We start from the raw sequence: 21,429 nt of genomic DNA on the forward strand, positions 1-21,429 counted from the left end.
CCATTGATTGAGCGGCATTTTGCGCAAAGTAGCGCCAGTTGGCAACCAATTAGAGAGACAGGTCACATCTATTGTTAAACAAAAAGGATGATTTTATTTCGACGCAAACGGTTTCGTCAGCGCTCAGGATTCTCTATAATGACGCCCGTTTTCCCCCCTTGCGCACACTGTAAGCGCCCCGGCGCTTCGAAGACGAGAGACTTATGATGGAAATTCTGCGTGGTTCGCCTGCACTGTCTGCCTTCCGTATTAATAAACTGCTGGCACGTTTTCAGGCGGCCGACCTTCCGGTAAGCAATATTTACGCTGAGTATGTCCATTTTGCTGACCTGAATGCCCCCCTGAATGCAGAGGAGCGCGTACAGCTGGAAGGTCTGCTTAAATATGGCCCAAGCCTGAGCAGCCATACGCCGACCGGCAAATTAATCCTCGCCACGCCACGTCCTGGCACCATCTCCCCCTGGTCTTCCAAAGCCACCGACATCGCGCACAACTGCGGCCTGAGCCAGATTAACCGTCTGGAGCGCGGCGTGGCGTACTATGTGGAAGCGTCAACCCTGAGCGACGCGCAGTGGCAGGCCGTGACAGCGGAGCTGCACGACCGCATGATGGAGAGCGTGTTTGACTCTCTGGATGATGCGCAGAAACTGTTCTCCCACCATCAGCCTGCGCCGGTACAGAGCGTGGATCTGCTGGGGCAGGGGCGTCAGGCGCTGATCGACGCAAACCTGCGTCTTGGTCTGGCGCTCGCAGAAGATGAAATCGACTACCTTCAGGATGCATTCGTTAAGCTGAATCGCAACCCGAACGACATCGAACTGTATATGTTCGCGCAGGCCAACTCCGAGCACTGCCGCCACAAAATTTTCAACGCCGACTGGATTATCGACGGCGAACAGCAGCCGAAGTCGCTGTTCAAAATGATCAAAAACACCATGGAGCAAACCCCTGACCACGTGCTGTCTGCCTATAAAGACAACGCCGCGGTGATGGAAGGTTCCGAGGTGGGCCGCTTCTTCGCCGACCGCGAAGCAGGGCGCTATGACTTCCACCAGGAGCCTGCGCATATCCTGATGAAAGTGGAAACCCACAACCACCCGACGGCCATCTCTCCGTGGCCGGGTGCGGCGACCGGCTCCGGCGGTGAAATCCGTGACGAAGGTGCGACCGGTCGCGGCGCGAAACCAAAAGCGGGTCTGGTCGGTTTCTCCGTTTCCAACCTGCGTATCCCGGGCTTTGAACAGCCGTGGGAAGAAGATTTCGGCAAGCCAGAGCGCATTGTGACCGCGCTGGATATCATGACCGAAGGCCCGCTGGGCGGCGCGGCGTTCAACAATGAATTTGGTCGTCCGGCGCTGAACGGTTACTTCCGTACCTACGAAGAGAAAGTGGACAGCCACAACGGCGAAGAGCTGCGCGGCTACCACAAACCCATCATGCTGGCGGGCGGGATCGGCAACATTCGCGCCGATCACGTGCAAAAAGGTGAGATCGTCGTGGGCGCGAAGCTGATCGTGCTCGGCGGCCCGGCAATGAACATTGGTCTGGGCGGTGGTGCAGCCTCGTCTATGGCTTCCGGCCAGTCTGATGCGGATCTCGACTTCGCGTCCGTGCAGCGCGACAACCCGGAAATGGAGCGCCGCTGTCAGGAAGTGATCGACCGCTGCTGGCAGCTCGGCGATGCCAACCCGATTCTGTTTATCCACGACGTGGGCGCGGGTGGGCTCTCTAACGCCATGCCTGAGCTGGTGAGCGACGGCGGTCGCGGCGGGCGCTTCAACCTGCGCGATATCCTGAGCGATGAGCCAGGCATGAGCCCGCTGGAAATCTGGTGTAACGAATCCCAGGAGCGCTATGTGTTGGCGGTTGCTGCCGATCAGCTGCCGCTGTTTGACGAGCTGTGCCGCCGCGAGCGCGCGCCGTATGCCGTCATCGGTGAAGCGACCGAAGAGCAGCACCTGACTCTCAGTGATACCCATTTCGACAACCAGCCGATCGATCTGCCGCTCGACGTGCTTCTCGGCAAAACGCCGAAGATGACCCGCGACGTTACAACCCGCAAAGCGGCGGGTAAAGCGCTGGATCGTCAGGGCATTATTGTGGCGGAAGCGGTTAACCGCGTGCTGCACCTGCCTGCGGTGGCGGAGAAAACCTTCCTGGTCACCATCGGCGACCGTACCGTGACCGGTATGGTGTCACGCGATCAGATGGTCGGCCCGTGGCAGATCCCGGTCGCTAACTGCGCCGTGACCACCGCGAGCCTCGACAGCTACTACGGCGAAGCGATGGCGCTGGGTGAACGCACCCCGGTGGCTCTGCTGGACTTCGCCGCTTCTGCCCGTCTGGCGGTCGGTGAAGCGCTGACCAATATCGCCGCGACGCAGATTGGCGATATCAAACGCATCAAACTTTCCGCGAACTGGATGGCCGCTGCCGGTCACCCTGGCGAAGACGCGGGCCTGTACGAAGCGGTAAAAGCGGTGGGTGAAGAGCTGTGTCCTGCGCTCGGCCTGACCATTCCGGTGGGTAAAGACTCCATGTCGATGAAAACCCGCTGGCAGGAAGGCAGCGAGCAGCGCGAGATGACTTCGCCTCTGTCGCTGGTGATCACCGCGTTTGCGCGCGTGGAAGACGTGCGTCATACCGTTACGCCGCAGCTTTCCACTGAAGATAACGCCCTGCTGCTGATTGACCTCGGCAAAGGCCATAACGCGCTGGGTGCCACCGCGCTGGCACAGGTTTACCGCCAGCTCGGCGAAAAGCCAGCCGACGTGCGGGACGTCGCACAGTTGAAAGGCTTCTACGACGCAATTCAGGCGCTGGTGGCGCAGCGTAAGCTGCTTGCCTACCACGATCGTTCCGATGGCGGCCTGCTGGTGACGCTGGCAGAGATGGCCTTCACCGGCCACTGCGGCGTTGAAGCAAACATTGCAACGCTTGGTGAAGACCGCCTGGCGGCGCTGTTTAACGAAGAGCTGGGTGCCGTCATTCAGGTACGCGCCGCAGATCGCGACGCGGTGGAAGCGATTCTGGCGCAGCACGGTCTGGCAGACTGCGTGCACTATCTCGGTAAAGCGGTGCAGGGCGACCGCTTCGTGATTGAAGCCGACGGCCACCCGGTGTTCAGCGAAAGCCGCACCACGTTGCGTATGTGGTGGGCGGAAACCACCTGGCAGATGCAGCGCCTGCGTGACAACCCGGAATGTGCCGATCAGGAGCATAACGCGAAGGCGAACGACAACGATCCTGGCCTGAACGTGAAGCTCACCTTCGACATCAACGAAGACATTGCCGCGCCGTACATTGCGACCGGTGCGCGTCCTAAAGTGGCCGTGCTGCGCGAACAGGGCGTTAACTCCCACGTTGAAATGGCAGCGGCCTTCCACCGGGCGGGCTTTGACGCCATCGACGTCCACATGAGCGACCTGCTGGCAGGGCGTACCGGGCTGGATGATTTCCAGGCACTGGTAGCCTGCGGGGGGTTCTCCTACGGTGACGTGCTGGGCGCGGGCGAAGGCTGGGCGAAGTCCATCCTGTTCAACAGCCGCGTACGTGACGAGTTTGAAACCTTCTTCCACCGTCCGCAGACGCTGGCGCTGGGGGTGTGTAACGGCTGCCAGATGATGTCTAACCTGCGCGAGCTGATCCCGGGCAGCGAAGCCTGGCCGCGCTTTGTGCGTAACCAGTCTGACCGCTTTGAAGCGCGCTTCAGCCTGGTAGAAGTAACCCAAAGCCCGTCTCTGCTGTTGCAGGGGATGGTCGGTTCGCAGATGCCAATCGCGGTTTCGCACGGTGAAGGTCAGGTTGAAGTCCGTGATGCGGCGCACCTGGCTCAGCTTGAAAGCAAAGGACTGGTGGCGCTGCGCTTTGTTGATAACTTTGGCAAGGTCACCGAAACCTATCCGGCTAACCCGAACGGTTCGGCAAATGGCATTACCGCGGTCACCAGCGAAAGCGGTCGGGTGACGATTATGATGCCGCACCCGGAGCGTGTCTTCCGTACCGTGAGCAACTCCTGGCACCCGGAAAACTGGGGCGAGGACAGCCCGTGGATGCGCATTTTCCGCAACGCACGTAAACAACTAGGTTAAGTTTCAACGCCCTGACTGTAGGCCCGGTAAGCGCGAGCGCCACCGGGCTTTTTTGTCTCTGTCGCAAAATCGCGACAACTCTCTGGTCTGAGTGTCTCCAAAAGGAGACATTTAACCTGTTGATTTATATGCGGCAGGACAGGTTCCCGTTAAGGTGTTGCTTAATAGCGACACTTAGCCTGGAAATCATTCACGTAACAATCAATACGTTTTGATAATAAAAATATTACTAATCATAAGGATAGCATTAATTTTTGCAATCTGGCACGCGTGTTGCATAATAGTAACCAGTGGCTCATTCACCTTCTTATGTCAGCCCCTTCGGGACGTGCTACATAAACTTCGAATGACGCACAAAAAGGTGCCTGCCGTCCAACTACTGATTATTGCAATGCTTTATCAGGCCAGGGCGAAACGTCGAGTTAGGCACCGCCTTATTCCATGACAAAGCCGGGTTTTTACCCGGCTTTGTTGTATCTGAAGGGCAGACTCAGTTACGCTCTCCTCAAACCCGGATGAAGAGAGTAATGTGTTGAAACGCTGGCCCGCTTTCCCTCGTTCCCTGCGACAGCTCGTTATGATGGCCTTCCTGCTGATCCTGCTACCTTTGCTGGTTCTGGCCTGGCAGGCCTGGCAAAGCCTGAACGCGTTAAGTGCACAGGCGGCCCTGACTAACCGCACCACGCTTATTGATGCTCGCCGTAGCGAGGCGATGACCAACGCCGCGCTTGAGATGGAGCGTAGCTATCGCCAGTACTGCGTGCTTGACGATCGCACGCTGGAGAGGGTCTATCAGAACCAGCGTAAACGCTACAGCGAAATGCTGGACGCCCACGCCGGGGTGCTGCCAGATGACAAACTCTATCAGGCGCTGCGTCAGGATCTGAACGATCTGGCGCAGCTCCAGTGTAAAAACAGCGGTCCTGATGCCGCCGCCGCCGCCCGACTTGAAGCCTTCGCGAACGCCAATACGGAGATGGTTCAGTCCACCCGTACGGTTATCTTTTCCCGTGGTCAGCAGCTCCAGCAGGAGATTGCCGAGCGCGGCCAGTTCTTCGGCTGGCAGGCGCTGGTGCTGTTCCTCGTCAGCCTGGGGCTGGTGCTGCTCTTTACCCGCATGATCATCGGCCCCGTGAAGGGGATCCAGCGGATGATTAACCGCCTGGGGGAGGGTAAATCTCTCGGGGATACGGTCGTTTTTAAAGGCCCGCGCGAGCTGCGCTCGGTCGGTCAACGCATCATCTGGCTTTCAGAGCGCCTGGCGTGGCTGGAATCGCAGCGCCACCAGTTCCTGCGCCATATCTCACACGAACTCAAAACGCCGCTGGCCAGCATGCGTGAAGGTACGGAACTGCTGGCCGACGAAGTGGCGGGGCCGTTAACCCCTGAGCAAAAAGAGATCGTGGCGATTCTGGATGCCAGCAGCCGCAATTTACAAAAGCTTATTGAACAACTGCTGGACTATAACCGCAAGCTGGCGGATGGTGCTGTGGTGCTTGAAAGCGTTGAGATTGAACCGCTGGTGGACATGGTGATCTCCGCCCATAGCCTGCCAGCAAGAGCTAAAATGATGCATACCCAGGTGGAACTCAACGCGCCAGCCTGTCTTGCAGAACCGATGCTGTTAATGAGCGTACTGGATAATCTTTATTCCAATGCGGTGCACTATGGTACTGAATCCGGTACCATTTATATCAGAAGCAATAACAACGGTTCGCGGGTATTTATTGACGTAGCGAATACCGGAAGCCCGATTCCGGATGATGAAAAAACGCTGATCTTTGAACCCTTCTTCCAGGGGAGTCATCAGCGAAAAGGTGCGGTAAAAGGAAGTGGTCTGGGGCTGAGTATTGCCCGCGACTGCATACGACGCATGCAGGGTGAGCTTAACATCGTGAGTGATGAACGCGCCGATGTCTGTTTTCGTATCGAACTGCCTCTTGAGCCGGAAAAATCAATGAAATGAATAACAACCTGGTGAGTATGTCACACGTCTTTTACCGCGCACTGCGCGCGGTGTTTTCCAGCAAAAATGTGCGCCTCAGCCTGCCCTGCTTACTGCTGGCAGGCTGTGTAACCCATGCACCGAAAAGTGCAATTAGCCACAAACAGGAAGATAAATGGCCGCAAAAACAGCTGGCTGATTTCCTTTCGACACGTTGCGATGATATCTGGAGCCTGTCGGGGCGTGATGTTGAATCCAATCCGCTGTTCTGGCTGCGCGGAATAGACTGCGCCCAGCGGCTGGCGCCCGCCGAGGCCCGTGCCCAGGCGGCGATGCTGGTGGACGATACCTGGCAGGACGCGTTTAAACGTGGGATCGTGATGGCGGATGCCAGAATCACGCCTGTCGAACGCCGCGCCAACGTGACGCGGCTGGATACTTACGTGATCAATATTCCCCCGCAGGTGCGCCCGGTCTATCAGCTCTGGCGGGACGGACAAACCCTGCAATTACAACTGTCTGAAGAGCGTTTCCGCTACAGCAAATTGCAGCAGTCAAGCGACAGCGAGCTTGATGCGCTTCGCCAGCAGCAGGAGTCGCTGCGCGAGCAGCTGGAAACCACCACCCGCAAGCTCGAAAATCTGACCGATATCGAAAGACAGCTCTCGACGCGTAAGCCGGCAGGCAGCTATCTGCCTGATGGGTCGAAAGGCAACTCTGCCACGACGCCAGACAGTGAGACGCCGAAACAAGAGGATGTGAAGCCATGACAAGCCGTAAACCTGCCCATCTGTTACTGGTGGATGACGATCCCGGGCTGTTAAAGCTGCTGGGGATGCGTCTGGTCAGCGAAGGCTACAGCGTGGTCACCGCTGAAAGCGGGCAGGAGGGGCTGAAGGTGCTCAGCCGTGAGAAAATCGATCTGGTGATCAGCGATTTGCGCATGGATGAAATGGATGGCCTGCAACTGTTCACGGAGATCCAGAAGCAGCAGCCCGGGATGCCGGTGATTATCCTCACCGCTCACGGATCTATTCCTGATGCGGTGGCCGCGACGCAGCAGGGGGTATTCAGCTTCCTCACCAAACCGGTGGATAAAGACGCCCTCTATAAAGCGATCGACAGCGCCCTTGAGCACGCGGCGCCATCCGGCGACGACGCCTGGCGTGAATCCATCGTGACGCGTAGCCCTGTAATGCTGCGCCTGCTGGAACAGGCGCGGATGGTGGCGCAATCCGACGTTAGCGTGCTGATCAACGGCCAGAGCGGGACCGGGAAAGAGATCCTCGCCCAGGCGATCCACAACGCCAGCCCGCGCAGTAAAAATGCTTTTATTGCCATTAACTGTGGCGCGTTGCCGGAACAGCTGCTCGAATCAGAGCTCTTCGGCCATGCCCGCGGCGCCTTTACCGGCGCGGTGAGCAGCCGTGAAGGGCTGTTCCAGGCGGCTGAGGGGGGCACGCTGTTCCTTGATGAAATTGGCGATATGCCCGCGCCGCTGCAGGTCAAATTGCTGCGCGTGTTGCAGGAGCGGAAAGTACGTCCGCTCGGCAGCAACCGCGATATCGATATCAACGTGCGTATTATTTCCGCCACCCACCGTGATTTACCCAAGGTGATGGCGCGCAACGAGTTCCGCGAAGATCTCTACTATCGACTGAATGTCGTCAACCTGAAAATCCCGGCGCTGGCCGAGCGTGCGGAAGATATCCCGCTGCTGGCAAATCACCTTTTGCGCCAGGCCGCTGACCGCCACAAACCATTTGTGCGCGCGTTCTCCACCGATGCGATGAAACGCCTGATGACCGCAAGCTGGCCGGGTAACGTACGCCAGCTGGTGAACGTGATTGAGCAGTGCGTGGCGCTGACGTCATCGCCGGTGATCAGCGATGCGCTGGTGGAGCAGGCGCTCGAGGGGGAAAACACGGCCTTACCGACGTTTGCGGAAGCGCGAAATCAGTTCGAGCTGAACTATCTGCGCAAGCTGCTGCAAATCACCAAAGGCAACGTGACCCACGCGGCGCGCATGGCCGGGCGTAACCGTACCGAGTTCTATAAATTGCTCTCACGCCACGAGCTGGAAGCGAACGATTTTAAAGAGTAATACCGCAAAATTCGCCTGAATATGATACTGTGAGCAACCGATTACGAGGCTGCTTACTGGCAAGAGTTTAAGGACCCACCATGAAAAAAATTGATGCGATTATTAAACCTTTCAAACTGGATGATGTACGTGAAGCGCTGGCAGAAGTAGGCATCACCGGGATGACCGTAACTGAAGTGAAAGGTTTTGGTCGTCAGAAGGGCCACACCGAGCTATACCGTGGCGCAGAGTACATGGTGGACTTTCTGCCGAAAGTGAAAATCGAGATCGTGGTGAGCGATGATATCGTCGATACCTGTGTGGATACCATCATCCGCACGGCGCAGACCGGTAAAATTGGCGACGGGAAAATCTTCGTCTTTGACGTGGCGCGCGTGATCCGTATCCGTACCGGCGAAGAAGACGACGCGGCGATTTAACATTCTTGCCGGGTGGCGCTGCGCTTACCCGGCCTACAGAACCCTTCGCAGGTCCGTGCAAGCGCAGCGCCGCCGGGCGATTACAGCACTTTATGCGGGCCGAAACATTCGTAATGAATGTTGTCTTTGTTCACGCCCAGGTCTACCAGCTGCTTCGCGGCATACTGCATAAACGCTACCGGCCCACACACGTAGAACTGCATCCCCGGTGCGCTAAACGCCCCTTCGTGCTGCCCTAAATTCATCAGGCCTTCACTGTCAAAACGTGCCGCTGCGCGGTCAGCTTCAGTAGGTAAACGATACCAGGTATGCGCGGTAAAGTGTGGCAGACCCGCTCCGAGCGCTTTTACTTCATCTGCAAAGGCGTGCACATCACCGTTTTCGGCCGCGTGGAACCAGTTAACCTGCGCGCTGTGGTTTGATTTTGCCAGCGTATCCAGCATCGCCAGCATTGGCGTTTGACCAACACCTGCGGAAATCAGCGTCACCGGGGTACCCGATTCCACCGCCATAAAGAAATCACCCGCTGGCGCGGCCAGATGAACGATATCACCCACGCTGGCGACGTTATGCAGCCAGCTGGATACCTGACCGCCTTCCTCACGTTTAACCGCAATGCGATAGCCTTTGCCGTCTGGCTTGCGGGTCAGGGAGTACTGGCGAATCTCCTGGTGCGGGAAGCCTTCAGGCTTCAGCCAGACGCCCAGATACTGCCCCGGCTGGTAATCGGCAACTGGCTGACCGTCAACTGGCTCAAACTCAAAGCTGGTGATCAGTGCGCTGCGCGGGGTTTTCTCAACGATGCGGAAGGCGCGCGTGCCTTCCCAGCCGCCATTCTTGCTGGCGTTTTCGCTGTAGATCTGTGCTTCACGGTTGATGAATACGTTTGCAAGTACGCCATAGGCTTTCCCCCAGGCATCCAGTACTTCCTGGCCCGGGCTGAACATTTCGTCCAGGGTCGCCAGCAGGTGACTGCCGACGATGTTGTACTGCTCAGGTTTGATCTGGAAGCTGGTGTGCTTCTGCGCGATTTTTTCCACCGCAGGCAGCAGAGCCGGCAGGTTTTCGATGTTGCTGGCATAGGCGGCAATAGCGTTAAACAGCGCTTCGCGCTGATCGCCGTTACGCTGGTTGCTCATGTTGAAAATCTCTTTGAGCTCCGGGTTATGCGCGAACATGCGATCGTAGAAATGGGCGGTCAGTTTAGGACCCGTTTCAACCAGCAGGGGGATTGTGGCTTTCACGGTAGCGATGGTTTGGGCGTCGAGCATAGCAGCTTCCTTCTGATGTTACTTTAATGATGTATTTTAGATGCATCTTATAAAAATACCCCTGCAATGTAAATGGTTCTTTGCATCGTGAAAAATATGCATCACAAAGCTGAAAAGAAATCCGTTGAAAATGGCGAGAGCTTTATTGCTCAAACCCTTGCGTGGCGTGGAGGTAAACGTTTGCGTAAAATCGTTTGTCAAGACCTGTTATCGCAGAACTATTCAGTTATACTGTTGCCCGTCGTCCAACAGGACTGCCTTTTCAGGCCAAAAATTTACTTGTTAGCTGAGTCAGGAGATGCGGATGTTAAAGCGTGAAATGAACATTGCCGATTATGATGCCGAACTGTGGCAGGCTATGGAGCAGGAAAAAGTACGTCAGGAAGAGCACATCGAACTGATCGCCTCCGAAAACTACACCAGCCCGCGCGTGATGCAGGCGCAGGGTTCTCAGCTGACCAACAAATATGCTGAAGGTTATCCGGGCAAGCGCTACTACGGCGGTTGCGAATACGTTGATATCGTTGAGCAACTGGCGATTGACCGTGCGAAAGAACTCTTTGGCGCTGACTACGCGAACGTCCAGCCGCACTCTGGCTCTCAGGCTAACTTCGCTGTTTACACCGCGCTGTTGCAGCCGGGCGATACCGTTCTGGGTATGAACCTGGCGCAGGGCGGCCACCTGACTCACGGCTCTCCGGTTAACTTCTCTGGCAAACTGTACAACATCATCCCTTACGGTATTGATGAGTCCGGTAAAATTGACTACGAAGACATGGCGAAGCAGGCCAAAGAGCACAAGCCGAAGATGATCATCGGTGGCTTCTCTGCTTACTCCGGCATCGTTGACTGGGCAAAAATGCGTGAAATCGCTGACAGCATCGGCGCGTACCTGTTCGTCGACATGGCGCACGTTGCCGGTCTGATTGCCGCTGGCGTTTACCCGAACCCGGTTCCACATGCGCACGTTGTGACCACCACCACCCACAAAACCCTGGCGGGTCCACGCGGTGGCCTGATCCTGGCGAAAGGCGGTGACGAAGAGCTGTACAAAAAGCTGAACTCCGCCGTGTTCCCAAGTGCCCAGGGCGGCCCGCTGATGCACGTTATCGCCGCGAAAGCCGTCGCGCTGAAAGAAGCGATGGAGCCAGAGTTCAAGGTTTATCAGCAGCAGGTTGCTAAGAACGCCAAAGCGATGGTGGAAGTGTTCCTGAACCGCGGTTACAAAGTGGTATCCGGCGGGACTGAAAACCACCTGTTCCTGCTGGATCTGGTCGACAAGAACCTGACCGGTAAAGAAGCTGACGCAGCCCTCGGCCGCGCCAACATCACCGTGAACAAAAACAGCGTGCCAAACGATCCGAAGAGCCCGTTCGTGACTTCCGGTATCCGTATCGGTTCTCCGGCCGTAACTCGCCGTGGCTTTAAAGAAGCGGAAGTGAAAGAGCTGGCGGGCTGGATGTGTGACGTTCTGGACAACATCAATGACGACGCGGTTATCGAGCGCGTTAAAGGTAAAGTTCTGGACATCTGCGCACGCTTCCCGGTGTACGCATAATTCTCTGCGTTTCAGAACTGAAAAAGGCCGCTCATGCGGCCTTTTTTTATGGGCTAACGTCGGTCGAGGGAGATGGCCCCCGGCCCGGTTATCGCCAGCAAAATAAAGGCGCCAGCGATACTCACATTTTTATAGAAGTTAATCATATTTGGCAGGACCGCATCGCCCGTCATATCCCAGTAGTGGTGTCCAATCACCGCCGTTCCCAGCGTATAGAAGACAAAGATCACCGCGAGGGGGCGGGTAAAAAAGCCCAGAACGATCAGAATCGCGGCGGGGATTTCCATTACCACCGCAATAATCGCGGCCAGCATGGGCATGGGGGCGCCGAGCGACGTCATGTACTGAACGGTGCCGCTAAACCCCGTCAGCTTGGGATAACCGAAAATAATAAACAGGACCACGATAGCAATGCGGGCAATTAAAAGCAGGAGAGAACGAGAGGATCCGAAATCGAAATAACGTAAGCTGTTCATGGCAAACGACCTCTTCAGGCGATGTCTTATAAACGTAATACAGTTTTACCGCTCTCGCCATACGCTGTACGGCTGGTGATGATGTTAATTTTTAGTTAATTTATAGCGCGCTAACGACTTGCTAAAGTCAGGGATTAACGCCAGACTATCGCCTCCATTTCGGGAGGGATTCATGGTCTTGCATTCCACGCGCTGGCTGGCGCTCAGCTATTTCACCTATTTCTTTAGTTACGGTATTTTTTTGCCTTTCTGGAGCGTCTGGCTCAAGGGAATTGGTCTGACGCCTGAGACCATCGGCATCCTGCTGGGCACGGGGCTGGTGGCACGTTTCCTGGGTAGCCTGCTGATAGCACCCCGCGTCAGCGATCCCTCTCTGTTGATTAAAGCGGTGCGAATTCTGGCCCTCCTGACGCTGGTCTTTGCGGCCTGCTTCTGGGTCAGCCACCAGTTTGCCTGGCTGATGGTGGTGATGGTTGGCTTTAATCTGTTCTTCTCCCCGCTGGTGCCGCTGACGGATGCCCTGGCGAACACCTGGCAAAAGCAGATCACCATGGACTATGGCCGCGTGCGCCTGTGGGGATCGATTGCCTTCGTGATCGGCTCTGCGCTGGTCGGGAAACTGGTCAGCCTCTATGACTATCGCGCCATTCTGGCGCTGTTAACGCTCGGCATCGCCTCGATGCTGCTCGGTATGTTGCTGCGTCCGTCGGTGATGCCGCAGGGCGAAAGCCGCCATCAGGAGAGCGCTGGCTGGCCCGCCTGGCGCTCGCTGGTGGCGCAAAGCTGGCGTTTCCTGGCCTGCGTCTGTCTGCTTCAGGGGGCGCATGCGGCCTATTACGGCTTCAGCGCCATCTACTGGCAGGGGGCGGGCTACTCGGCTTCTGCGGTAGGCTACCTGTGGTCGCTCGGCGTGGTAGCGGAGGTCATTATCTTCGCGCTGAGCCAAAAACTGTTCCGTCGTTTCGGGGCGCGTGACCTGCTGCTGCTTTCCGCCGTTTGCGGCGTAGCGCGCTGGGGCATCATGGGCTGGACGACGGATCTGCCGTGGCTGATTGTGGCGCAAATTCTGCACTGCGGAACCTTCACCGTCTGCCATTTGGCGGCGATGCGCTATATCGCGGCGCGAGAGGGTGGGGACGTTATTCGTCTTCAGGCAGTCTATTCAGCGGTGGCGATGGGCGGCAGTATTGCGGTGATGACCGTATTTGCCGGTTTCCTCTATCAGCACCTGGGCCACGGTGTGTTCTGGGTGATGGCGCTGGTCGCTTTACCGGCCATCGTCATCCGCCCTAAAGTCGCTGCTCGCACGTAACTAAGATTCGAGCATAATGCGAATATGTTCCTGCTGCTGCGTGTTCAGGGTCTCAACGGCATGAATGAGCGGCGGCGAGAACAGCGGCAGGGCGGTAGGATAAGGCGTAATAACCAGCGCCGCCTCGCGGGGGGCGCCCTCCTTCTTAAACGCTTCCAGGCTAAGATAACGAATATTGAGCGGCAGCAGCGTTAGCTCGCGAAGCTGCTGCTCAATTAACTCCTCGCAGGCTTTATCTTCCCCCGTTAACAGGACCACCTGTTTTTCATGAAGATCGGTTTCCTGCATCAGCCAGGCACCAAAAATCACCGCCACCAGAGCCATCTCTTCACCGGAGAATCGCAGGCCAAATTCGGCTTCCAGCTCAAACAGCGCCTCTTTAGTGGTGCGCAGCAGCCGGGGGTATAGACGGTGGATCTCTTCCGGCAGACTGTTGTCGATGCCGATGTCAAATAAGGAGCGGTCCAGCGCCTGAGCCAGATGAATATACAGCTGATCGGTCAGCCCTTGCTCATCGCTGAAGTTCATCCCGGTTTGCGCCCGGAAACGGGCAATCATACGCACGATGGCCCGACGCAGGCGCTGATCCTGCTGGTGTTTATCCAGTACCGGGTCGGGTGTGCGGAGCATCATAAACAGCAGCGCCAGGAACAGCTGTTCATCACTGTGCGTTCCCTGCGGGACGCGCCGTTTCCAGTGACGGACAATTTCCTGCGCCGTAAAGTATTCCCCTCTCGATTGCGTCCAGCTGCGCTGAACGGGTGAAAACTCCGGCGTATTGCCCAGATGATGCTGAATCAGACAATATTGCAGATAAAGCTGTAAAAACTGTACGTCGCGGGACTCAAACTGGCGCTGAAGCTTGCGCGCGCAAAAGTTGATAAGCGCCCGAAGGTTCGCATCGTCATAAAGCGGGCGGGCAATGCCGTGCTGTTTGAGCGCGGTTTTTAAGGCAGGGGTAAACTGTTGGGCGACAAAATGTGGACACAGCCGAAGCGCCCTGCGCAGCCAGTGCAGCAGGCACAAACGCTGATTCAGGGCGGAGCCCTCAATACGGTAGCAACCGTCATGGTGCGTGACGATATCAAGCCGATGATAGCGCTGGATTTCATCGCGCGTCTCGGCTATATCTTGCCGTGCCAGGACGTCGTCCACGCCGTTGGCAGCGATTATGCTCTGTGCGGTGACGGCAGCATCGGGCAGGTAAAGCATCAAAAGCACCTGGCAACGGCGCTGCGAACTGGAAAGCACAGATGGAATTTCAAGCGTCGTCATCATCTGTCGGGTATCCAGTGTGAATGTTTGATAAGAATAGCTAAAGGATGGGCGCTGAAAAGCGCGCCGGCAGGCCTTTCATTCAGGATTGCTGGCGAACATCACAGAATTTTTGACGTGAGGAATTGATGCAAACAGTTAAACAAAGCGTGACAGCGTTATTTTTGGCGGTTATCACCTCCGCCGCCAGCGCACATCCTCACAGCTTTATCAGCCTGAAAACCGAACTGGTGACGGACGGCACACAGCTTAGCGGCCTGAAGATGCGCTGGACGATGGATGAAATCACCTCCGCCGACCTGCTGTACGATGCCGGAAACGCAAAGCCCGGCGACGAGATCTGGAAAAAGCTGGCGGCGGAAGTCATGGCCAACGTGCTGGGTCAGCACTACTTCACCGAGTTCTGGCACAACGGACAAAAGGTGAAATTTCTTAACCGTCCCACGGAGTACGGTATGACCCGCGACGGCCATCAGGCGGTGCTGACGTTTATCCTTCCGCTGGCGCACCCTCAGCCGCTGGCCGGGCAGAAGTACAGGTTTTCCACGTTTGACCCAACCTACTATGTCGATATGCATTACGCCCAGGACAGCGACGTACAGTTGCCAGAAATATTGCAAAAAAGCTGCAAAATTGCCGTGCACACGCCGACGCCCAGTGAAGAGACGCTGAACTTTGCCGTTTCCCTTGATAAAGAAGATGCGCCTCCAGAAGACATGGAATTAGGAAAACAGTTTGCGCAGGAGGTGACGTTACAATGTCAGTGATCTCCTCTCCCGTCAGTAAGCCGCGTCGCTGGCTGCACCTCTGGCCTCTGGCGCTCTTTTTGCTGTTTGCGTCTGGCGGCGCGCTCTGGCTGTGGCAGGCATGGCCGCAGGTGATGATGAAAAGTATCCTCTGGCAGCGGGAAGTTAATCAGCAGATGAGCGGGCTGCTGAAAGCCGTGGCGGAAAATCCGTCCAAAGCGGGCGGCTCTCTTCTGGCGTTCAGCTTTATCTATGGCGTGCTGCATGCCCTGGGGCCGGGGCACGGCAAAATCGTCATCACGACCTGGCTTGCCACCCATCCGTCGAAGCTGAAATCGAGTATCGGCCTGACGCTGGCTTCCTCGTTACTTCAGGGCGGTGTGGCAATTGCGCTGGTCGTGGTCGTCCTTTCGCTGCTACAGCTCCCGGCCCGCCAGCTGCATATGAGCAGCTTCTGGCTGGAGAAGGGAAGTTACGCGCTGGTAGGCTTACTGGGGCTGATTCTCTGCTGGCGGGCGCTGAAAAAATTGCGCGCGTTGCTGCAAAAACCAAAATTCAAAATCTTTGCGCCGCATCACCTTCACCATGAAAACTGCGGGTGCGGGCATCAGCATCTGCCGACGCAGGAACAATTACAGAATGGTGACGACTGGCGTACGCGCCTGATGATTGTTCTCTCAATGGGGATGCGTCCGTGCTCGGGCGCAATCATGGTGCTGTTGTTCAGCAAAGTGATAGGTGTATTTGGCTGGGGCATGATCTCGGCGCTGGCGATGGCGGCGGGAACATCTCTGACTATCTCTTCGTTAGCCTTGCTGGTGCACAGCTTCCGTCAGCTGGCGGTAAAACTCAGCGGCAATAAAACGCCGGTATTGTGGCGACAGGTTGGCTGGACGACGCTTGCGCTGGCGGGCGGGGTGATTCTGCTGGTGGCTGCGGTCACGATGTGGATAAGTGCGGTGCCGGTGGGAAGGGGGTTGCGGCCTTTTTAGCCATACCTGAGGGGTTTGTAGGCCCGGTAAGCGTAGCGCCACCGGGCTTAACAGACTGGATTAACGCTTCAGCGCATCGCTCAGTTCTTCACGCATGTTTGCCAGCATGGCTTTAACAACGCGCGGGTTACCTGCAACGATGTTGCCGGTAGACATATAGTTATGGCCGCCGGTGAAGTCACAAACAATCGCGCCAGCTTCACGTGCGATCAGCTCGCCCGCCGCGAAGTCCCACGGCTTCAGTGACAGCTCAAAGTAACCGTCAACGCGGCCGGTCGCCACGTAGGCCAGATCCAGTGCAGCAGAGCCGGTGCGACGGAAGTCCGCGCATTCGGTGAACAGTTTGCCGAGGATATTCATATAAGTGGTTGCGTGCTGCTTCGCCTTGAACGGGAAGCCGGTCGCCAGAATCGTGCCGTCCAGATCGCGTGCATTGCTGCAGCGCAGACGGTAGCCGTTCAGCTGCGCGCCCTGACCGCGGGTCGCGGTGAACAGTTCGTTACGCATTGGATCGTAAACAACGGCGACTTCAGTACGGCCTTTGATGCGTACTGCGATAGACACAGAGAAGTGTGGCAGGCGCTTAACGAAGTTGGTGGTGCCATCCAGTGGATCGATAACCCATTGAACATCCTGATCGGTACCTTCATGTTCACCGCTTTCTTCGGTGATGATGGTGTGCTGCGGGTAAGATTTGCGGATCGTTTCGATAATAATCGCTTCGGCGGCTTTATCGACGTTAGTCACGAAATCATTGCTGCCTTTCTGGCTGGTTTCTACGGAGTCTGGGGTTTCGTAGTGTTTGGCAATTACATTACCCGCCTTGCGCGCTGCGCGCACGGCGATGGTCAGCATCGGATGCATCGGTCTCTCTCACTGGATGTTAAAGAACAGGAAAATCGGCGCAGAGTATAGCAGCGGGATCGGATTATGTCTCTCGTTTATGATAATATGCCCGAATATTCTTCAGACACTGAATCCAGACATCTAAAAATTATGCTGCAAAACATTCGAATCGTGCTGGTCGAAACATCGCACACCGGCAACATGGGCTCTGTGGCCCGCGCTATGAAAACCATGGGCTTAACGAACCTGTGGCTGGTTAATCCGCTGGTGAAACCAGACTCTCAGGCTATTGCGCTGGCGGCCGGCGCCAGCGACGTGATCGGGAATGCACAGATTGTGGACACCCTGGACGAAGCCCTGGCCGGTTGCAGTCTGGTGGTGGGGACCAGCGCGCGCTCCCGTACGCTGCCCTGGCCGATGCTGGACCCGCGCGAATGCGGCCTGAAAAGTATCTCAGAAGCGGAGCAAGCGCCGGTTGCGCTGGTGTTTGGTCGCGAACGCGTTGGCCTGACCAACGAGGAACTACAGAAGTGCCACTACCACGTGGCGATTGCCGCCAACCCGGAATACAGCTCGCTTAACCTGGCGATGGCGGTGCAGGTAATCGCCTACGAAGTGCGCATGGCATGGCTGGCGACGCAGGAAAAACCGGTCGAACCTAAAGAAGAGACGGCCTACCCGCTGGTGGACGATCTGGAGCGCTTCTACGGCCACCTGGAGCAGACGCTGCTCTCTACTGGCTTTATCCGCGAAGGTCACCCGGGACAGGTGATGAACAAGCTGCGCCGTATGTTCACCCGCGCGCGTCCGGAAAGCCAGGAGCTGAACATCCTGCGCGGGATCCTGGCGTCGATTGAGCAGAAGAATAAAGAGTAGTGCAGTGTGTTTTCTCCCTCTCCCTTTGGGAGAGGGCCGGGGTGAGGGCATCAGTCCGCACCTTTGTTATGGAGGCAAAGAAGGTTAAATACCTGACTAAAACAGTCAAGTAAATAGTTGACCAATTTAGTCAGGAATGTCAGACTTGGCCCTGCTATGCAATACCCCCATTTTACAATAAAAAACCCCGGGCAGGGGCGAGTTTGAGGTTAAGTAAGACATGAGACTGACATCTAAAGGGCGTTATGCCGTGACCGCGATGCTGGACGTTGCGCTCAACTCCGAAGCGGGCCCGGTTCCGTTGGCTGATATTTCTGAACGACAGGGGATCTCCCTCTCTTATCTGGAACAGCTGTTCTCCAGACTGCGTAAAAATGGACTGGTGTCCAGCGTTCGTGGCCCGGGCGGCGGTTATCTGCTGGGTAAAGACGCGGGCAGTATTGCGGTTGGCGAAGTGATTAGCGCAGTTGACGAATCCGTTGACGCGACCCGTTGCCAGGGCAAAGGCGGCTGTCAGGGCGGCGATAAATGCCTGACCCACGCGCTGTGGCGCGATCTGAGCGACCGTCTTACCGGCTTCCTGAATAACATCACCCTGGGTGAGCTGGTTAATAACCAGGAAGTTCTGGATGTTTCTGGTCGTCAGCACAGTCAGGATTCACAACGCAGCACCCGCACGCAGGACGCCATCGACGTTAAACTGCGCGCGTAATTAAAAAGATAAGTATTCAGAATCAGGCCGGGGTGGTCACACCCCGCGTACTCGGTCGTACATCCAGCCGGTTGCCTGATTCCTTGCATTGAAGCGATGTACGGAGTTTATAGAGCAATGAAATTACCGATTTATCTCGACTACTCCGCAACCACGCCGGTGGACCCGCGTGTTGCCGAGAAAATGATGCAGTGTCTGACCCTGGACGGAAACTTTGGTAACCCAGCTTCCCGTTCACACCGTTTTGGCTGGCATGCTGAAGAGGTGGTTGATATCGCCCGTAATCAGATTGCTGACCTGGTCGGTGCCGACCCGCGTGAAATTGTTTTCACCTCCGGTGCGACCGAATCCGACAACCTGGCGATCAAAGGTGCAGCCAACTTTTATCAGAAAAAAGGCAAGCACATCATCACCAGCAAAACCGAACACAAAGCCGTGCTGGACACCTGCCGTCAGCTGGAGCGTGAAGGGTTCGAAGTGACTTACCTGGCGCCGCAGAGCAACGGGATCATCGACCTGAAAGAGCTCGAAGCGGCGATGCGTGATGACACCATTCTGGTTTCCATCATGCACGTTAACAACGAAATCGGTGTTGTGCAGGACATCGCCACCATCGGCGAAATGTGCCGTGCGCGCGGCATCATCTACCACGTGGATGCGACCCAGAGCGTGGGCAAACTGCCTATCGACCTGAGCCAGCTGAAAGTGGACCTGATGTCCTTCTCCGGTCACAAAATCTATGGCCCGAAAGGCATCGGCGCGCTGTACGTTCGTCGTAAGCCACGTATCCGCATCGAAGCACAGATGCACGGCGGCGGTCACGAGCGCGGCATGCGTTCCGGTACTTTGCCTGTTCACCAGATAGTGGGCATGGGCGAAGCGTATCGCATCGCGAAAGAAGAGATGGAAAGCGAGATGGCACGCCTGCGTACGCTGCGTAACCGTCTGTGGGACGGCGTGAAGGATATGGAAGAAGTCTATCTGAACGGCGATCTCGAGCAGGGCGCGCCGAACATCCTCAACGTCAGCTTCAACTATGTTGAAGGCGAGTCGCTGATCATGGCGCTGAAAGACCTGGCCGTTTCTTCCGGTTCTGCCTGTACGTCTGCAAGCCTGGAGCCATCCTACGTGCTGCGTGCGCTGGGCATGACTGACGAGCTGGCGCACAGCTCTATCCGTTTCTCTTTAGGTCGTTTCACTACCGAAGAAGAGATTGACTACACCATCAAACTGGTTCGTAACTCCATCGGCCGTCTGCGCGACCTTTCTCCACTGTGGGAAATGTTCAAGCAGGGCGTGGATCTGAACAGCATTGAATGGTCACATCACTAATCGGTACATAAGGAGAATTCAATCATGGCATACAGCGAAAAAGTTATCGATCATTACGAGAACCCGCGCAACGTTGGCTCTTTTGACAACAGCGACGAATCTGTCGGTAGCGGTATGGTTGGCGCGCCAGCGTGTGGCGACGTGATGAAGTTGCAGATTAAAGTCAACAATGAAGGTATCATTGAAGACGCGCGCTTCAAGACCTACGGCTGCGGTTCTGCTATCGCCTCCAGCTCCCTGGTCACCGAGTGGGTGAAGGGCAAGTCTCTGGACGAAGCACAGGCAATCAAAAACACGGACATTGCTGAAGAACTCGAACTGCCGCCGGTGAAAATTCACTGTTCAATTCTGGCAGAAGACGCGATCAAAGCCGCCATTGCGGATTACAAAAGCAAACGTGAAGCAAAATAATTGAGGTTTGAGTATGTCGATTACCCTTAGCGACAGCGCTGCCGCGCGAGTAAGCTCTTTTCTGGCGAACCGTGGTAAAGGCTTTGGCCTGCGACTGGGCGTACGTACCTCCGGCTGTTCTGGTATGGCTTACGTACTGGAGTTTGTTGACGAACCGGCGTCTGATGACACCGTGTTTGAAGACAAGGGCGTGAAGGTGGTGGTCGATGGCAAAAGCCTGCAATTTCTCAACGGCACTCAGCTGGACTTTGTAAAAGAAGGCCTGAACGAAGGGTTCAAATTTACGAACCCGAACGTCAAAGACGAGTGTGGTTGCGGCGAAAGCTTCCACGTTTAACCGCGTTCCGCTGTTATACCGATTAATTCGTGTTGCAGAAAGGCGGCAAGCGAGTGAATCCCCGGGAGCTTACTTAAGTAAGTGACTGGGGTGAACGAGCGCAGACAACGCATCTGCAGCGCGAAGTAAGAAGGTATAACCCCACCGTGGCTGTGCTACGCGTGGGGTTTGTTCTAACAGGCTACCCCTGAGATTGTTATGGATTACTTCACTCTCTTCGGACTACCCGCTCAATACCCGATTGATCTCCAGGCGCTGACGATCCGTTTTCAGGATCTCCAGCGTCAGTACCATCCGGATAAATTCGCCAGCGGGTCGCAGGCAGAGCAGCTGGCTGCGGTATCACACTCCGCAACCATCAACCAGGCCTGGCAAACGCTGCGTCATCCGCTGGCGCGTGCAGAATATCTGCTCTCGCTCCACGGTTTTGATCTGGCGAGCGAACAGCATACCGTGCGCGACACCGCGTTTCTGATGGAGCAGCTGGAGCTTCGCGAAGAGCTGGATGAAATTGAACAGGCTAAAGACGAAGCGCGTCTGGAACGTTTTCTCCAGCGCGTAAAGGGCATGTTCGATACCCGCCATCAGCAGATGGTTGAGCAACTGAACAACGAGACCTGGGATGTGGCGGCAGACACTGTGCGCAAACTCCGTTTTCTCGATAAACTGCGAAGCAGTGCTGAACAACTCGAAGAAAAGCTGCTCGATTTTTAATTTCGGAAGCAA

The 21,429-nt window shown here is 56.3% G+C and carries 19 protein-coding genes; 15 read left to right on the top strand and 4 right to left on the bottom strand.

Features of this window, described 5'->3' with window-relative positions; genetic code table 11:
• The first annotated feature begins 203 nt into the window (after positions 1–203).
• From purL to glnB, 5 genes are all read left to right on the top strand, one after another.
• Positions 204–4,091, top strand: coding sequence for a phosphoribosylformylglycinamidine synthase (gene purL, locus CKK19_RS10950; RefSeq protein WP_063853375.1), 3,888 nt, complete (start codon positions 204–206; stop codon positions 4,089–4,091).
• A gap of 532 nt (positions 4,092–4,623) precedes the next feature.
• Positions 4,624–6,057 (top strand): two component system sensor histidine kinase QseE/GlrK, encoded by a 1,434-nt coding sequence (qseE, locus tag CKK19_RS10955; RefSeq protein ID WP_038417062.1) that lies wholly within the window; start codon positions 4,624–4,626, stop codon positions 6,055–6,057.
• Positions 6,054–6,806, top strand: coding sequence for a two-component system QseEF-associated lipoprotein QseG (gene qseG, locus CKK19_RS10960; protein ID WP_032623754.1), 753 nt, complete (start codon positions 6,054–6,056; stop codon positions 6,804–6,806). Before qseE ends, qseG begins: the two co-directional genes overlap by 4 nt.
• Positions 6,803–8,140 (top strand): two-component system response regulator GlrR, encoded by a 1,338-nt coding sequence (glrR, locus tag CKK19_RS10965; protein ID WP_015572150.1) that lies wholly within the window; start codon positions 6,803–6,805, stop codon positions 8,138–8,140. Before qseG ends, glrR begins: the two co-directional genes overlap by 4 nt.
• An 80-nt stretch (positions 8,141–8,220) precedes the next feature.
• A complete protein-coding gene (glnB, locus tag CKK19_RS10970) occupies positions 8,221–8,559 on the top strand; it encodes a nitrogen regulatory protein P-II (RefSeq protein ID WP_003860685.1) in 339 nt (112 codons plus the stop codon).
• Positions 8,560–8,639: 80 nt separating this feature from the next.
• Here glnB and hmpA read toward each other — a convergent pair whose 3' ends face one another.
• Complete coding sequence (gene hmpA, locus CKK19_RS10975) at positions 8,640–9,830, bottom strand: NO-inducible flavohemoprotein (RefSeq protein ID WP_032623756.1); 1,191 nt, start codon at positions 9,828–9,830, stop codon at positions 8,640–8,642.
• Positions 9,831–10,134: 304 nt separating this feature from the next.
• Here hmpA and glyA point away from each other — a divergent pair, with 304 nt between their 5' ends.
• On the top strand, positions 10,135–11,388 hold the full coding sequence (glyA, locus tag CKK19_RS10980; protein WP_003860678.1) for a serine hydroxymethyltransferase: 1,254 nt from the start codon (positions 10,135–10,137) through the stop codon (positions 11,386–11,388).
• A 53-nt stretch (positions 11,389–11,441) separates the two neighbouring features.
• Here glyA and CKK19_RS10985 read toward each other — a convergent pair whose 3' ends face one another.
• On the bottom strand, positions 11,442–11,864 hold the full coding sequence (locus tag CKK19_RS10985; RefSeq protein ID WP_038416512.1) for a DoxX family protein: 423 nt from the start codon (positions 11,862–11,864) through the stop codon (positions 11,442–11,444).
• Positions 11,865–12,036: 172 nt separating this feature from the next.
• Here CKK19_RS10985 and CKK19_RS10990 point away from each other — a divergent pair, with 172 nt between their 5' ends.
• The gene (locus CKK19_RS10990) at positions 12,037–13,176 is read left to right on the top strand and encodes a 3-phenylpropionate MFS transporter (RefSeq protein WP_063853376.1); all 1,140 of its coding nucleotides are present in this window, start codon (positions 12,037–12,039) and stop codon (positions 13,174–13,176) included.
• Here CKK19_RS10990 and csiE read toward each other — a convergent pair whose 3' ends face one another.
• On the bottom strand, positions 13,177–14,454 hold the full coding sequence (gene csiE / locus CKK19_RS10995) for a stationary phase inducible protein CsiE (protein WP_063853377.1): 1,278 nt from the start codon (positions 14,452–14,454) through the stop codon (positions 13,177–13,179).
• A 125-nt stretch (positions 14,455–14,579) separates the two neighbouring features.
• Here csiE and CKK19_RS11000 point away from each other — a divergent pair, with 125 nt between their 5' ends.
• Positions 14,580–15,218 (top strand): DUF1007 family protein, encoded by a 639-nt coding sequence (locus CKK19_RS11000; protein ID WP_022649022.1) that lies wholly within the window; start codon positions 14,580–14,582, stop codon positions 15,216–15,218.
• Positions 15,209–16,189 (top strand): nickel/cobalt transporter, encoded by a 981-nt coding sequence (locus CKK19_RS11005; protein WP_063853378.1) that lies wholly within the window; start codon positions 15,209–15,211, stop codon positions 16,187–16,189. Before CKK19_RS11000 ends, CKK19_RS11005 begins: the two co-directional genes overlap by 10 nt.
• 60 nt (positions 16,190–16,249) lie before the next feature.
• On the opposite strand, the gene suhB is transcribed toward CKK19_RS11005, so the two are convergent.
• Entirely contained in the window at positions 16,250–17,053 is an 804-nt protein-coding gene (suhB, locus tag CKK19_RS11010; protein ID WP_022649020.1) for an inositol-1-monophosphatase, read from the bottom strand.
• A gap of 132 nt (positions 17,054–17,185) precedes the next feature.
• Between suhB and trmJ the strand changes: the two genes are divergently transcribed.
• From trmJ to hscB, 6 genes are all read left to right on the top strand, one after another.
• On the top strand, positions 17,186–17,911 hold the full coding sequence (gene trmJ / locus CKK19_RS11015) for a tRNA (cytosine(32)/uridine(32)-2'-O)-methyltransferase TrmJ (protein ID WP_015572157.1): 726 nt from the start codon (positions 17,186–17,188) through the stop codon (positions 17,909–17,911).
• 220 nt (positions 17,912–18,131) lie between these two features.
• Positions 18,132–18,623, top strand: a complete 492-nt coding sequence (gene iscR / locus CKK19_RS11020) for a Fe-S cluster assembly transcriptional regulator IscR (RefSeq protein ID WP_003860665.1) — start codon at positions 18,132–18,134, stop codon at positions 18,621–18,623.
• 117 nt (positions 18,624–18,740) lie between these two features.
• The gene (gene iscS, locus CKK19_RS11025) at positions 18,741–19,955 is read left to right on the top strand and encodes a cysteine desulfurase (RefSeq protein WP_063853379.1); all 1,215 of its coding nucleotides are present in this window, start codon (positions 18,741–18,743) and stop codon (positions 19,953–19,955) included.
• 24 nt (positions 19,956–19,979) lie between these two features.
• The gene (gene iscU / locus CKK19_RS11030) at positions 19,980–20,366 is read left to right on the top strand and encodes a Fe-S cluster assembly scaffold IscU (protein WP_003860661.1); all 387 of its coding nucleotides are present in this window, start codon (positions 19,980–19,982) and stop codon (positions 20,364–20,366) included.
• 13 nt (positions 20,367–20,379) lie between these two features.
• Entirely contained in the window at positions 20,380–20,703 is a 324-nt protein-coding gene (gene iscA, locus CKK19_RS11035; protein ID WP_003860659.1) for an iron-sulfur cluster assembly protein IscA, read from the top strand.
• Between the two features lie 198 nt (positions 20,704–20,901).
• Entirely contained in the window at positions 20,902–21,417 is a 516-nt protein-coding gene (hscB, locus tag CKK19_RS11040) for a co-chaperone HscB (protein WP_063149212.1), read from the top strand.
• The last annotated feature ends 12 nt before the right edge of the window (positions 21,418–21,429 follow it).

The organism is Enterobacter sp. CCUG 70166 (assembly GCF_020224095.1).
GTDB classification, from domain to species: domain Bacteria; phylum Pseudomonadota; class Gammaproteobacteria; order Enterobacterales; family Enterobacteriaceae; genus Enterobacter; species Enterobacter intestinihominis.

What these genes read in the sequence shown, in the direction of transcription:
- purL (WP_063853375.1), top strand. Translation starts at nt 204, where the DNA reads ATGATGGAAATTCTGCGTGGTTCGCCTGCACTGTCTGCCTTCCGTATT.
- qseG (WP_032623754.1), top strand. Translation starts at nt 6,054, where the DNA reads ATGAATAACAACCTGGTGAGTATGTCACACGTCTTTTACCGCGCACTG.
- glrR (WP_015572150.1), top strand. Translation starts at nt 6,803, where the DNA reads ATGACAAGCCGTAAACCTGCCCATCTGTTACTGGTGGATGACGATCCC.
- glnB (WP_003860685.1), top strand. Translation starts at nt 8,221, where the DNA reads ATGAAAAAAATTGATGCGATTATTAAACCTTTCAAACTGGATGATGTA.
- hmpA (WP_032623756.1), bottom strand. Translation starts at nt 9,830, where the DNA reads ATGCTCGACGCCCAAACCATCGCTACCGTGAAAGCCACAATCCCCCTG.
- glyA (WP_003860678.1), top strand. Translation starts at nt 10,135, where the DNA reads ATGTTAAAGCGTGAAATGAACATTGCCGATTATGATGCCGAACTGTGG.
- CKK19_RS10985 (WP_038416512.1), bottom strand. Translation starts at nt 11,864, where the DNA reads ATGAACAGCTTACGTTATTTCGATTTCGGATCCTCTCGTTCTCTCCTG.
- CKK19_RS10990 (WP_063853376.1), top strand. Translation starts at nt 12,037, where the DNA reads ATGGTCTTGCATTCCACGCGCTGGCTGGCGCTCAGCTATTTCACCTAT.
- csiE (WP_063853377.1), bottom strand. Translation starts at nt 14,454, where the DNA reads ATGATGACGACGCTTGAAATTCCATCTGTGCTTTCCAGTTCGCAGCGC.
- CKK19_RS11000 (WP_022649022.1), top strand. Translation starts at nt 14,580, where the DNA reads ATGCAAACAGTTAAACAAAGCGTGACAGCGTTATTTTTGGCGGTTATC.
- CKK19_RS11005 (WP_063853378.1), top strand. Translation starts at nt 15,209, where the DNA reads ATGTCAGTGATCTCCTCTCCCGTCAGTAAGCCGCGTCGCTGGCTGCAC.
- suhB (WP_022649020.1), bottom strand. Translation starts at nt 17,053, where the DNA reads ATGCATCCGATGCTGACCATCGCCGTGCGCGCAGCGCGCAAGGCGGGT.
- trmJ (WP_015572157.1), top strand. Translation starts at nt 17,186, where the DNA reads ATGCTGCAAAACATTCGAATCGTGCTGGTCGAAACATCGCACACCGGC.
- iscR (WP_003860665.1), top strand. Translation starts at nt 18,132, where the DNA reads ATGAGACTGACATCTAAAGGGCGTTATGCCGTGACCGCGATGCTGGAC.
- iscS (WP_063853379.1), top strand. Translation starts at nt 18,741, where the DNA reads ATGAAATTACCGATTTATCTCGACTACTCCGCAACCACGCCGGTGGAC.
- iscU (WP_003860661.1), top strand. Translation starts at nt 19,980, where the DNA reads ATGGCATACAGCGAAAAAGTTATCGATCATTACGAGAACCCGCGCAAC.
- iscA (WP_003860659.1), top strand. Translation starts at nt 20,380, where the DNA reads ATGTCGATTACCCTTAGCGACAGCGCTGCCGCGCGAGTAAGCTCTTTT.
- hscB (WP_063149212.1), top strand. Translation starts at nt 20,902, where the DNA reads ATGGATTACTTCACTCTCTTCGGACTACCCGCTCAATACCCGATTGAT.